Consider the following 13,408-nt stretch of genomic DNA (forward strand, 5'->3'; position numbering starts at 1 on the left):
TTAGATTTTTTACGGCAATTTACCCGATGTATACTTCTAATAGTTTGGCTTTATCAGAAATAAGGTTAACCATATCGGTGATTGCCGGGATCAATACGGTTTCTCCCTTCTGTATCTTTTCGGTCACTTCTCCGATGGCTATCCCGGCCTCTCCTTCCACACACATATAGATACTAAAAGAGTCCCTGCCTGCTATATCGTGTTCGAGGTGGCCTTCCACATCCATATAATTCGTAGTAAAGTAAGGGCATTCCACCATGGAGTTGGATACGTTTTTTTCTTTGGTATATGCTACCTTAAAATCGTTTTTCTTTTCATAATCTATGGCGTCCAGGGCCAGTTCGGTATGCAGTTCACGGGTATTTCCTTCCTTATCTTTACGGTTAAAGTCATAGATGCGATAGGTGACATCGGAAGTTTGTTGTATTTCCGCCAACAACACTCCTGCCCCTATGGCATGTACTTTACCGGTATTTATAAAGAAGGTGTCGCCTTCTTTTACTTTTTCATAGTTCAGAATATCCGTAAGGGTATTTTTTTCAAGATTGGCCGCATATTCTTCTTTGGTCACATTTTTATTAAACCCTACGATAAGGTCGGCACCTTCATCTGCCTGCATTATATACCACATCTCGGTTTTTCCGAAAGAGTTATGTCTTTTTCTTGCCAGCTCATCATTGGGATGCAACTGAATAGACAGGTCCTGCTTGGCATCGATAAACTTGATAAGAATAGGGAATTCCGAACCGAAGCGTTTGACTACACTTTCTCCCAGCAATGCCGCACTATGCGTATCTATAAGTTCCTGAAGGCTTTTACCCTTATACGGTCCGTTAGCCACTGTGGAAACATCTCCCGGCACTGCCGACAGTTCCCAGCTTTCCCCGGTAATATCGCTCCTTATCTCTTTTCCAAGCACATCGTGTAACTTAGTACCTCCCCAAAGGCGCTCTTTAAGAATGGGGGTGAATTTTATAGGATAGGATTTCATCTTTAATGTATAGTTTGTGTTTTGTTTCTGATTTTATGTCATTCGGAAGGCCAATACCTTTTTCCCTTAAGCTTTCAGGCCCCGGTATAGGTAACGAAATTACGCGGAGTTTCGTACAGGACAACTTCCAGGTCCAGATCGGTCTTTATGAATTTGCGAAGTTTATTCCAGATCACCACCGCAATGTGTTCGGCAGTGGGATTAAGTTCTTTAAATTCGGGAATATCGAGATTGAGGTTCTTATGATCAAAGACATCTTCTATTTCTGCAGCTATCAGGTCTTTCAGGTCCTTTATGTCCATAACAAACCCGGTTTCGGGGTCTACCTCTCCGGTAACGCTTACTATGAGTTCATAATTATGGCCGTGATAGTTCGGACTACTGCATTTGCCGTAGACTTCCTCGTTTTTTTCTTTACTCCATTTCTGATTGTGCAATTTGTGTGCTGCATTAAAATGGGCTTTTCTGCTTACCTTAACCCTCATAGCGATGCGTTTTGCATTAAGTGATCGTAAAATTTATCAAAAATAATCTTAAACCAGGCGGTATACGATTCCGGGTGAAGCTCCATATCTTTTTTTACTTCCTCCGGGTACACCCACTTCCAGTCGGCCACTTCATCGGGATTAAGATCGGGTTCTTCACTGTATTTCCCTATCAACACATGGTCAAACTCATGTTCGGTCAAGCCGTTGTCAAAAGGTGCTTTGTATATAAAAGAAAAAATCTCCTCCAGGCCGGTGGTAAAACCCATTTCCTCCATCAGCCGTCTTTTACCGGCTTCTACCGAACTTTCTCCTTCCCTCTGGTGACTGCAACAGGTATTGGTCCAGAGTCCGGGTGAATGATATTTTGTCTTCGCCCTTTGCTGTATCATGGTCTGTCCTTTCTCATTCATTACAAATACGGAGAACGCACGATGCAACAATCCTTTTTCATGGGCTTCCATTTTAGGCATCAGTCCCTGCGGTTCGTCCTTTTCATTTACCAATATGACCTTTTCTTCCTGCATGTATAATTTTTGTTCTGTTTAAACAAGGGTTCAAAAATACAAAACCCGTGCCAGCCATCATAATGAATTCAGAGACACTTTTTAAAGTCCATGGGTCCCGGCAGGCAATGAAATTGCTTTTTGGCTATTAAGGAACTGTCTTCTAAGGCCGGATATCCCGGCAATTTCAGGATGGGCAGCCTCCCTGTAAAAATACACCTGCCTTTGCCGGCGGACCGGCATATCGTATTCCCGGCCGGATAATCCGGAGCCGGTTTTTGCCATTTAAGGGATTACGTTTACACCGAACCGGTTTGGGTTAGCGGCTAAACCATCCCCTTCAGCGGTCAAAGTAATTAAGTTAACCACTAAACCATTCCCTTTAGCGGCCAAAGTAATTGGGTTAGCCGCTAAACCATCCCCTTTAGCGGTCAAAGTAATTGGGTTAGCCGCTAAACCATCCCCTTTAGCGGTCAAAGTAATTGGGTTAGCCGCTAAACCATTCCCTTTAGCGGTCAAAGTAACCGGGTTAGCCGCTAAACCATTCCCTTTAGCGGTCAAAGTAACCGGGTTAGCCGCTAAACCATTCCCTTTAGCGGTCAAAGTAATTGGGTTAGCCGCTAAACCATTCCCTTTAGCGGTCAAAGTAACCGGGTATGCCGCTAAACCATCCCCTTTAGCGGTCAAAGTAACTGGGTTAGCCGCTAACTTAATCCCTTTAACCGCTAACTGAACCCCTTCCGGTGTCAAAGGGATTGCTTTAATGGCCGTTTTCCGGGTATTAAGGTGGAAAGAAATACGCTTATCACGAGTACCCCCGGGCTTCTGAAGCTAAGCCAGGCATCGGAGCATTTTAAATCTCACCTGGTGCGTAAATATATTGTTTATCTCATAATGTATAACCATCCGGAAACCGGTTTACTTCCGTCCCCCGGATCCAGTACATAATAATAGGTACCCACAGGGAGCATTCCGTTGCGGCTTATGGTATTTTTTACGTTGGAAGCACCTTTCCAGGTGTTGTCATAACCCTTTTGCCTGAAAACAACATGGCCATACCTGTTGTACACTTCGAGTTTATTTTCGGGGTAGTTTTCTATACAATCGATCCGGAAAGTGTCGTTCATACCGTCCCCATTGGGAGAGAACAGGTTGTACACACGGAGACAGGAAGGAATTACCGTAACTTCGGCACGGTTGTTTGATATATTGGTATCCGAAGGATCGGAAGCATCGAGAATAGCGATATTGGTATAATCTCCCGTCGGAAGCACCGTGGCATGCACGAGAAGTTCCGCACTTTCGTTTCCGGCAAGCAATGGTATATCCCATATGCCGGATGTTGCATTATAGCTTCCTTTATCAGCATTGTGGGAGGTATAGGAAAATCCTGATGGTATCCGGTCACTTATGACAATATCTCTTACGGCAATGGAGGTTTGATTATTTATTTTTACCGAAAAAACAATCGGGGCATCCGCAGGAGCTTCCCGGGTATCCACATCTTTGCTTACGGAAAGATCGGGGCACCGGTCGAGAAACACGGTCACCGCAAGTCTTTCCCGGCTTTCGGTACCGGGCCCTCCCGGAGACTGGGATGCATAATATGTTTGCCCCTCTTCCAGGGATTGTGTGTGCGGTAATATATTTCCGCCTTCCTCCGCGTCGTACCAGGTAATATGAAGTCCCTGAACCTCTATATCGGCCAGAACCGGGTCAAAGAAATGACAGAAGTACTGTATCCCATCGCCCACAGGAGGTGAAGAGGTCCCGGAAAACCGGATCTCTATCTCATTGGAAATATCGGACTCACATCCTTCACTATTAAAGGAAATCACGGTATATTTCCCTTCCAGTGTGGCAGCATAGATAACACCGACCGCACCACTCAGCGCATCTCCATTCCGAAACCACTGGTATTGCGAAGCCCCTTCGGAAGCGGCACGGAGGTGTACCGTACTCCCCGGGGGGACTACCACAATATCATCAGCTTCCTGTGCACCAATAGCCTGCCAGAAACATAGGAAAATAAGAATGAGTTTCCCGATCTTCATAATATCGAATAAAGGAATTACACCATAGCCGGGTTACAGGTGACCCGCACCGGAGTCACCTGTTCCCGTTTTATGATTCCGGAGTTATATACCCGGGGAAATATTAGTCTACGATATTGTCGATCGTAATAGTAGGCGCTCCCGGAGTCGGTGAAACCACGATTTCCAGATCTGTTCCGCCGTTCTGTACGTTACCCGTATAGGTTACATAATCTCTGCTTCCCTTGTCTTTTATAGTGTACTCTACTTCGACATAAAAGGTGTAGGTACCCTCCTCCGTAAGGGTTACGTCATAGGTATCCGTGGTCGTAGCAAGGTCTATAGGATTGGCAGTATCCCCGTCCTTTACGGCAAACCAGGCGTAGGAAACTTCAAAATCACTTCCGGCCGGATTCGGGTAACCATTGGTATTTGCAGCATAATCCGCATTAACACCACTTACGGACAATTCTATGGGTGTCTCCGGAACATCTGTAGAACAGTAAGCCAAAGGATTGCCATTGGCATCGAAAGTGGTATCTACGGTAAGTGGCGATAATACAAAGAGAATGATATCTTCGAAATCATCTGACTGACAGATCACTTCCCCATTATCCACAAGGCCGTAAACCCTGAATTTGTGATACCCGGGGGCAAGTGCTGTCAATGTAAGATTCTGCGTTGTTTCACCGGTAAGTATATTTTCTGTTTCCGTGGTTCCGTCTGTGGTCATATTATACCATTCATAGGTGGAAAACGTATTTCCGGCCCCGTCATCAAGACTGGCAGTCAATGTAATTGAAGGGCCGTTTGTGGCCGGATTGTAGAACATTACCGCGCCATCCAGGGCTGTCACCGGAGGCGTGTTGTTCGTCAGGGTCCCTACGTCCAGATTGGAAGTTTCATTGATGGGGAGTCCGTTGGGTACAGGGGCATTGATCTGTGCCAGAACCGGCACGGAGCAGGTTAAAAACAAGGCTATAAACCCTTTTTTCAAAGTTGTTGTAATGGATTTCATGTTATTGATTTTTAGATTGTTATTTATTTTATTCAATTTGTCGTATTTCCTATGACAATGTCGGGGTTTCCATAGGCGGGGAATACGATAAGTTCAACAGGGCTACGCCCGGATTCATTTGTACATCCTGCTCTTGTTTCGGATGCGTAAAAAAAACTGGAACCTGTAATGGTAGTATCCGGGGTGTAGGAAGTTCCCGTAAAAACGAGCGTTCCCCCGGTTGGGGCTGTATACCATGTATAAACGGAACCGGTAACGGGCTGATCTATTTCCAGGGTGACTTCATCACCAAAACAGGAATAGACCACATCGTCTGTCATCTGCGGAGATGTAATACCGGGGCCTTTTGCTATTCTTTGGATTTCGTAGACGTGGAGACTGCTCAATGCGTTCAACAGACCTTCCCCAAGAGATACTTCTATACGGTTAAATGTTGCTTCAACCGGGTAAGTCAATACCTGTACATCACTGCTTCCGGGTAATAACGAAAGGGAAAGCAGGCTTTCGTCCAATGTCAGCGCTCCGTTATCGGTATCGTCATTATATGTAGTAATGGTTAAACTGGTAGCCAAAAGGGATGCTTCAAGTAAACCTCCCCCGGGATTTTGAAATATAACACGGATGGAATCTCCTTCCCTGGATAATGTATTATATAATGACCGGATATAGGTTTTATCCAGAACTCCTACATTGGAACGCAGATGGGTATAGGTAGATGTATTACTGTCAATGGAATATTGCGGATTTTCTACCTGGTTAACCCCGGAGAGCAATGCACCGGTAGAACCGTACAAAACTTCAACGGGAGTATCACATGCTATGGAACTGGTAGTATTCTGAAGATAATAGGCGTAATATACGTCTATGTTGGCTCCAGCACTAAGTACACCTCCATTAAGGGTCACTCTGACTCCGTCATAGGCTACAAAATCCCCATTACCATCCGTAGGTGTAAAAACTATTTCCTCCAGATATTCTCCGTTCAACAAAGACAGCAGTGATCCGAGAGTAACTTGTGTTCCAACAGCAGTATTGCCATTATATGCCCTTACATTTATAGTAATTCCAACTCCCAAAAGAGATGGATTTACACCAAGCTTCAAATACGTAGAAGTTCCTGCTGTCAATACTGTTCCGAACCTGGGTTGGATATGTGCATTTGATAGGCCCAATGCACCGACAGGAACATTTAATCCGGCTGAGGTATTTAACCCGTTTCCGATTACATTCGCAGGATTGGAAACAGATCCGAGAAATGCTCCGTTAGTTTGAGAAGCAGCATATACCCTCTCTTTCGGTTGCTGCGCATTAACAGTCAAGCAACCGAAAGAAAAGGACAATACCGTATATAGTAACAGTATTACTGTTTTTTGTTCTAATCCGGGGTACATAGGGTAGTTTGGATTAATAAGCAGGCGTACCGTTGCCGGTGCATCGCTTACTTCAGATTAAGAACTCTCAATAAAATTATGCTTATTATTATTTCTCAATAATAATAAAATCGGACCTTCGGTTTTCGGCGTGTTGTTCTTCCGTACACTGGCTGCAGGTTTCACACACGATTTTGGGGCGGTCTTCGCCGTAACCGATGGCGCTTTCTATACGTGACGCATCTATTTTACCTACTTCGAGAATATACTTCTGCGTGGATTTTGCCCTGCGGTCCGTTAAATTCCTGTTGTAATTAGCATTTCCCCTGCAATCGGCATGAGATTCTATTTTGATCTTTACATCGGGGAACTGGTTCATTACATAGACTACCTTATTGAGCTCTTCGGCGGCCTGGGGTGTGATGTCCGCTTTGTCAAATTCGAAGTATATCGGGTTAACATCTATTTTCTCCTGATCGTCTTCTTTGACTATCAGATCGTCAAAATTGGTCAGCTCAAAGTTTACATCCGTAATCTCCTCACCGTTTTTCTCTGTTGTAACGACTTCTTTTTCCTCGGTGGTATAATTAGGTTTGGTCGCTTTGAATTTATAAGTAGATTCACAAGGAATCTCAACTTTGTACGTACCATCTTCCCCGGTAGTAGCTGCCGTAACCTGGTCACCGAATTCATCGTATACTGTTACCGTTGCTCCTTCGAGGGCCATCTGGGTATTCTTGTTGGTCACCTTACCGGAAACAAACTGGTCGCACGGTGCCTTTTCCTTAGTGTAGTAATAAATATCATCGTCTCCTTTTCCTTCCAGCCTGTTTGAAGAAAAGTAGCCATAGGAACTTGTGGAATCTATAACAAAAGAAAAATCGTCCTTATTACTATTCACCGGGGCTCCAAGGTTTTTAGGTGCACTAAATTCCCAGGCATCTTCTTTTTTCTCGCTTTCAAACACATCAAGACGTCCGAGACCGTAATGCCCGTCTGAGGAAAAATAGAGTTTCCCTTCCCTGAAATAAGGGAACATTTCTTTCCCTCTTGTGTTGATAACCGGACCGAGGTTTTGCGGCTCGGATGCCACACTTCCGTCTTCAGACATTTCCACCACATAGATATCGGTATCCCCGAAACCACCAGGCATATCGGAAACGAAAAACAACCATTTTCCATCTGAAGTCATACAAGGGTGTCCTACGGAATACTCCACACTATTAAAAGGCATACTTTCCGTTTTTACGATTTTTCCGTCCTCAATAGTTCCTTTCATAATATGGAAATTATTAGTTCCGGAATCGTCATTTATAAGCTTGTTACGGTTCTTTACGATATTGGTTGTATAGTATATATGTGCAAGCTCAGGGGAAAAGGTAATTGTCGCGTCGTGATACTTGGATTGGATATCCGGAAGAAAAAGCTCAACATTGAACAATTCGCCATCACTTGCATTCCGCTCTCCCATATACAGGTCGAGAAAAGGTTGCTGATTCCACACATATAGTGTGTAGCTGGGCTTTCTTGTTGAAGAAAACACTACTTTATCGCCATAGAAGGTAGTTCCGAATTCCGATCTGGGCGTATTACTTTCCAGATCGTGTACGGTAAAAAGGGATTCTGCCTGTTCCAAACTATCGAGATAAATTTTTTCATCGGCATATCTTGATATTTCCTTTTCATCGCCTTTCTTTTTAAGGTAATCTTTCAAGAGGGAATTAGCTTCGTCATAATCCTTTACTCCCTTAAGCGCATGCGTGTACCGGTAAAAATGCGTATCGGACATTCCTTCTCTTTGCAACTCATACAGTTTCTTATAATATGTAACTGCACTTGAGTCGTTACTTATAAAATAATATGAATCTGCTATATTTCCCAGGACGTCAGGTGAAGGCGAGTTCACTCGTTTGAGGTATTCCTCATAAGCCTGGGCGGCTTCTACGTAGGCCAGGTCTTTAAACAGACGGTCCGCCTTTTTCGGCTGTTGACCGAAAACGGCCGTCACGCAAAACAATAAGCCTAGGGTATATAATATCTTTCTTCTCATGACAATTCTGTTTAGAAAAATCTCGGGGATTTTATACGACTGGATTTAAACGGCATCTGATATCGCAGGATAATCTCATGTGTCCCGTCATTGTACCGGTTAAAACTTGTCGTGGTATAATCATAGGCATATCCGATAAAGAAACTCGGAGATACCTGAAAACCTGCCAGGGCACTTACGGAATCATCCCATCGGTACGAAGCTCCTAAAGTAAACCTCTCCTGTAACAGGAAGTTAGCAGAAAGATCTACAGAAACAGGCGCGCCCCGAACTATTTTTGCCATAGCGGCGGGTTTGAATAACAAGGTAGGTGACAGTTCGAACACGTATCCACCTGTTATGAAATAATGCAATCTGTCCGACAGTACTCCTCCTTGTTCCCTGTCATCGTAGTAATCATAGCGAAGGAAGCTCGGAACAGAAAATCCCACATACCATTTATCCGTATAATAAAATGCTCCTGCTCCTGCCAAAAAATGGGTTTTATTTACATTTTGGCCAAAAAGAGGATCGTTCGGGTCCTTGAAATCTCCTTTACTCCAGTCAATATCCAGAATACTGATCCCGGCTTTAACACCGAAAGCCAATTTGGAAAAGTACCCGGTTTGAATGGTATAAGAAAAATTCCCGTCGAGAAATACTTCCCGGGACGGTCCCAATTTGTCGTGTGCAGCGTTAAAACCCAAACCTACCTTTTCATTATTCAAAGGGGAATGGACACTTAAAGACTGGGTTTGAGGTGCCCCATCTATACCTGTCCACTGCGACCGGTGCAGTAAGTTTGCTTCCAGGGTACCAACAGAACCGGCATAGGCAGGGTTAAAGCTCATCATATTATACATGTACTGTGTATATTGAGGATCTTGCTGTGCTCTCACCGTAATCATAGCAAGCATACATATAAACAAAATGTAATTGCTCTTTTTGACTTTAATAATTTTCATCTGCTTATATTTTATCTGTTTTATATGGATTTAATGCAATAAAGAGGGATGGGGCATCCCTCTTTATATGTGATCTTATCTTGCGAGATAGAGCCATCCGCTTTTCCTTATTCCGGTTCCGGTATCCAGCACGTAGAAGTACGTTCCTACCGGTAACCTGTCTTTTTCCATAATAGCTCCGCTCTTATTGGCAACTCCGTCCCAATCATTATTATAATTCGAAGTCTTAAACACCAGGTTTCCATACCTGTTATAGACTTGTAATGTATTGCTCGGATAGAGTTGTATACCATCTATCACAAAAGTGTCATTAAACCCGTCCCCGTTCGGAGAAAACTCGTTATACACTACCAGCAAGAGTGGTTCTACGGCTACTTGTGCCGTATTGTTGTCCAGATTCGCATCTAACGGAGATGATCCTTCAATAGTTACTACATTCAGATAATCCGCTCCGGCCACAGCTACTACTTTGGCTGTCAGGCTAAGGGTTGCGGTTCCCTGCTCGCCTATATGACCGATGGTCCATTTCTCCGTAAGTTCATTGTAGGCTCCTTCCGCGGATTCGGATCTTACAAATTCATATCCTGAAGGCAATGCTTCATCCACAATGATATCGGAGAATACCTGGTCCCCATCGTTAGTAACCGTTACGGTAAACTCGACTTCACTGTCTATGGATGGTGTTGTCTCATTGACCGTAATGGAAATCGTAAGGTCAGAGTTCGAAGTAACATCTATGGATACTACCGCTATATTGGATAATCTTCCCTCCGTATCTTCAACAGTATACTCAAAGCTGTCCTGTCCGACAAAACCTCCTTCCGGTATATAGTCTACAGTTCCGTCAACATTGATCGCAATGCTACCGTCGGAAGGACCGCTTATAACATCAACTGTTGCAGGATCAATCGGCGCGCTTCCTTCCGCATCGTTATCCAGTACTGCTATCCTTATGAAGCTGTTCGGGTTCACCTGTACTGCATCGTCGTTAGCTATAGGTCCTGTCGGTGCCGGGTCGATCGTTACCGTAACCAGGGCTACATTGGATGTATAACCATCGGTATCATTTACGGTATAAGTGAACGTATCCACACCTTCAAAGCCGGCATCAGGGGTATAGGTCACTTCTCCGGTAACCATATCCACTTCTACCGCACCGTCTGTCGGCATATCCACTACCGCTACGGTTGTCTCGTCTATAGGTGCATTTCCTTCCGTATCGTTGGCCAGAACCGCTATAGTTACAGGCACATCGACAATAGTACTTGCAGCATCATCTACCGCCATAAGACCACCGTTGGTTCCGCCTACGGTAACGGTTACCGTTGCAACATTGCTGGTATAACCGTCTTGATCTTTCATTGTATAAGTGAACGTATCCACACCTTCAAAACCGGCATCAGGAGTATAGGTTGCTATCCCGGTAGCGGCTACTTCCACTGTTCCGTCCGAAGGCATGTCCACGATTGCTACAGTGGCAGGATTGATATCCGCATTTCCGGGTTGATCGTTGGCCAATACTTCAATGTCAACAGGAGTTTCCATAGGGGTCACCGCTGTATCATCGTTAGCCAGCAGGCCACCGTTGTCGCCACCGACGGTAACGGTTACTGTTGCTACGTTGCTGCTATAACCATCTACGTCCTTCATCGTATAGGTAAAGGTGTCTACACCTTCAAAACCGGCATCAGGAGTATAGGTCACTATTCCGGTAACGGCTACTTCCACGGTTCCTTCAGAAGGCATGTCCACAACGGCTACCGTAGCAGGATCGATATCAGCATTTCCACCCATATCATTCGCCAACACTTCGATATCAACAGGAGTTTCCATAGGGGTCACCGCTGTATCATCGTTAGCCAGCAGGCCACCGTTGTCGCCACCGACGGTAACGGTTACTGTTGCCACGTTGCTCGTGTAACCATCTACGTCTTTCATCGTATAGGTAAAGGTGTCTACACCTTCAAAACCGGCATCAGGAGTATAGGTCACTATTCCGGTAACGGCTACTTCCACGGTTCCTTCAGAAGGCATGTCCACAACGGCTACCGTAGCGGGATCGATATCAGCATTTCCACCCATATCATTCGCTAACACTTCGATATCAACAGGGGTTTCCATTGCTGTCACCGCCGTATCATCGTTAGCCAGCAGACCACCATTATCGCCGCCTACGCTTACAGTTACCGTAGCTACATTGCTCGTGTAACCATCTTCGTCTTTCATCGTATATGTGAACGTATCGTCGCCTTCGAAACCAGCGCCAGGGGTATACGTTACAACTCCTGTGGCAGGATCAACTTCTACAGTACCATCTCCGGGAGCATCCGCGATCATTACCGAAGCAGGATCAATGTCCGCATTTCCAGGTTGGTCGTTAGCAAGTACGTCGATATCCACAGGGGTTTCCATCGGGGTTACCGCCGTATCATCATTAGCCAGCAGACCACCGTTGTCACCACCTACACTTACAGTTACCGTAGCAACATTACTTGTGTAACCATCTACATCCTTCATTGTATAGGTGAACGTATCGTCGCCTTCGAATCCGGCACCAGGGGTATAGGTTACCACTCCGGTAACGGGGTCTACTTCTGCCGTACCATCTCCGGGAACATCCACGATCATTACCGAAGCAGGATCAATGTCTGCATTCCCAGGTTGGTCGTTAGCCAATACTTCGATAGCAACAGGAGTTTCCATTGGAGTCACCGCCGTATCATCGTTAGCCAGCAGACCGCCGTTGTCGCCGCCTACGCTTACAGTTACAGTAGCTGCATTACTCATATAACCGTCGTCGTCTTTCATCGTATAAGTGAACGTATCATCGCCTTCGAAGCCGGCACCAGGGGTATAGGTCACTGCTCCTGTGGCAGGATCAACTTCTACAGTTCCCTCGATCGGCATGTCTACTATCTCCACCGAAGTAGGATCGATAGGCGCATTACCGGGCTGGTCGTTAGCCAGGACATCAATATCCACAGGCGTTTCCATTGGCGTTGTTGCCATATCGTCTACAGCTAACAGACCGCCGTTGTCACCGCCTACGCTTACAGTTACAGTAGCTGCATTGCTCGTATAACCGTCGTCGTCTTTCATCGTATAAGTGAACGTATCGTCACCTTCGAATCCGGCACCAGGGGTATAGGTTACCACTCCGGTAACGGGGTCTACTTCTGCCGTACCATTTCCGGCAGCATCCACGATCACCACAGTAGCAGGATCGATAGCTGCATTACCGGGCTGGTCGTTAGCTAGTACATCAATATCCACAGGGGTTTCCATTGGCGTTGTTGCCATATCGTCTACAGCTAACAGACCGCCGTTGTCACCGCCTACGCTTACAGTTACCGTAGCTGCGTTGCTCGTATAACCGTCTTCGTCTTTCATTGTATAGGTGAACGTATCGTCACCTTCGAATCCGGCGGCAGGAGTATAGGTCACCATTCCGGTAACAGGGTCTACTTCTGCCGTACCATTTCCGGCAGCATCCACGATCACCACAGTAGCAGGATCGATAGCTGCATTGCCAGGTTGGTCGTTAGCCAGGACATCTATATCCACAGGGGTTTCCATCGGCGTTGTTGCCGTATCGTCTACAGCTAACAGACCACCGTTATCACCACCTACGCTTACAGTTACCGTAGCCGCGTTGCTCGTGTAACCGTCTTCGTCTTTCATCGTATAAGTGAACGTATCATCGCCTTCGAAACCAGCGCCAGGGGTATAGGTTACCACCCCGGTTGTCGTATTCACTTCGGCTGTACCATTTCCAGGAGCATCCACGATCATTACCGAAGTAGGATCAATGTCTGCATTTCCGGGTTGGTCATTAGCCAATACTTCTATATCAACAGGCATCTCCATCGGGGTTGTTGCCGTATCATCTACTGCTAACAGACCGCCGTTGTCGCCGCCTACGCTTACAGTTACCGTAGCCGCGTTGCTCGTGTAACCGTCTTCGTCTTTCATCGTATAAGTGAACGTATCATCGCCTTCGAAACCAGCGCC

The 13,408-nt window shown here is 45.6% G+C and carries 11 protein-coding genes; all 11 read right to left on the reverse strand.

What is annotated here, in order from left to right:
• Positions 1 to 19 precede the first annotated feature (19 nt).
• Positions 20 to 991: a type I phosphomannose isomerase catalytic subunit gene (locus ACVBDY_RS22240; protein WP_447177674.1), complete on the reverse strand. Its 972-nt coding sequence runs from the start codon at positions 989 to 991 to the stop codon at positions 20 to 22.
• A 74-nt stretch (positions 992 to 1,065) separates the two neighbouring features.
• Positions 1,066 to 1,476, reverse strand: coding sequence for a 6-pyruvoyl trahydropterin synthase family protein (locus tag ACVBDY_RS22245; protein WP_447177675.1), 411 nt, complete (start codon positions 1,474 to 1,476; stop codon positions 1,066 to 1,068).
• Positions 1,473 to 2,003: an isopentenyl-diphosphate Delta-isomerase gene (gene idi / locus ACVBDY_RS22250; RefSeq protein ID WP_447177676.1), complete on the reverse strand. Its 531-nt coding sequence runs from the start codon at positions 2,001 to 2,003 to the stop codon at positions 1,473 to 1,475. Before idi ends, ACVBDY_RS22245 begins: the two co-directional genes overlap by 4 nt.
• 81 nt (positions 2,004 to 2,084) lie before the next feature.
• Positions 2,085 to 2,267, reverse strand: a complete 183-nt coding sequence (locus tag ACVBDY_RS22255) for a hypothetical protein (protein ID WP_447177677.1) — start codon at positions 2,265 to 2,267, stop codon at positions 2,085 to 2,087.
• On the reverse strand, positions 2,268 to 2,732 hold the full coding sequence (locus ACVBDY_RS22260; protein WP_447177678.1) for a hypothetical protein: 465 nt from the start codon (positions 2,730 to 2,732) through the stop codon (positions 2,268 to 2,270).
• Positions 2,733 to 2,866: 134 nt separating this feature from the next.
• Positions 2,867 to 4,036, reverse strand: coding sequence for a T9SS type B sorting domain-containing protein (locus ACVBDY_RS22265; protein ID WP_447177679.1), 1,170 nt, complete (start codon positions 4,034 to 4,036; stop codon positions 2,867 to 2,869).
• Between the two features lie 103 nt (positions 4,037 to 4,139).
• Positions 4,140 to 5,033: a hypothetical protein gene (locus ACVBDY_RS22270; RefSeq protein WP_447177680.1), complete on the reverse strand. Its 894-nt coding sequence runs from the start codon at positions 5,031 to 5,033 to the stop codon at positions 4,140 to 4,142.
• Positions 5,034 to 5,065: 32 nt separating this feature from the next.
• A complete protein-coding gene (locus ACVBDY_RS22275) occupies positions 5,066 to 6,424 on the reverse strand; it encodes an immunoglobulin domain-containing protein (RefSeq protein WP_447177681.1) in 1,359 nt (452 codons plus the stop codon).
• Positions 6,425 to 6,512: 88 nt separating this feature from the next.
• Positions 6,513 to 8,453 (reverse strand): OmpA family protein, encoded by a 1,941-nt coding sequence (locus ACVBDY_RS22280; RefSeq protein ID WP_447177682.1) that lies wholly within the window; start codon positions 8,451 to 8,453, stop codon positions 6,513 to 6,515.
• Between the two features lie 11 nt (positions 8,454 to 8,464).
• On the reverse strand, positions 8,465 to 9,397 hold the full coding sequence (locus ACVBDY_RS22285; protein ID WP_447177683.1) for a PorP/SprF family type IX secretion system membrane protein: 933 nt from the start codon (positions 9,395 to 9,397) through the stop codon (positions 8,465 to 8,467).
• Between the two features lie 75 nt (positions 9,398 to 9,472).
• A partial coding sequence (locus ACVBDY_RS22290) for an Ig-like domain-containing protein (RefSeq protein ID WP_447177684.1) occupies positions 9,473 to 13,408 on the reverse strand: 3,936 nt, incomplete at its 5' end.

The sequence above is a fragment of the Sinomicrobium halophytocola genome, assembly GCF_052983395.1.

What these genes read in the sequence shown, in the direction of transcription:
- ACVBDY_RS22245 (WP_447177675.1), bottom strand. Translation starts at nt 1,476, where the DNA reads ATGAGGGTTAAGGTAAGCAGAAAAGCCCATTTTAATGCAGCACACAAA.
- ACVBDY_RS22285 (WP_447177683.1), bottom strand. Translation starts at nt 9,397, where the DNA reads ATGAAAATTATTAAAGTCAAAAAGAGCAATTACATTTTGTTTATATGT.
- ACVBDY_RS22280 (WP_447177682.1), bottom strand. Translation starts at nt 8,453, where the DNA reads ATGAGAAGAAAGATATTATATACCCTAGGCTTATTGTTTTGCGTGACG.
- idi (WP_447177676.1), bottom strand. Translation starts at nt 2,003, where the DNA reads ATGCAGGAAGAAAAGGTCATATTGGTAAATGAAAAGGACGAACCGCAG.
- ACVBDY_RS22270 (WP_447177680.1), bottom strand. Translation starts at nt 5,033, where the DNA reads ATGAAATCCATTACAACAACTTTGAAAAAAGGGTTTATAGCCTTGTTT.
- ACVBDY_RS22240 (WP_447177674.1), bottom strand. Translation starts at nt 991, where the DNA reads ATGAAATCCTATCCTATAAAATTCACCCCCATTCTTAAAGAGCGCCTT.
- ACVBDY_RS22265 (WP_447177679.1), bottom strand. Translation starts at nt 4,036, where the DNA reads ATGAAGATCGGGAAACTCATTCTTATTTTCCTATGTTTCTGGCAGGCT.
- ACVBDY_RS22275 (WP_447177681.1), bottom strand. Translation starts at nt 6,424, where the DNA reads ATGTACCCCGGATTAGAACAAAAAACAGTAATACTGTTACTATATACG.
- ACVBDY_RS22255 (WP_447177677.1), bottom strand. Translation starts at nt 2,267, where the DNA reads ATGGCAAAAACCGGCTCCGGATTATCCGGCCGGGAATACGATATGCCG.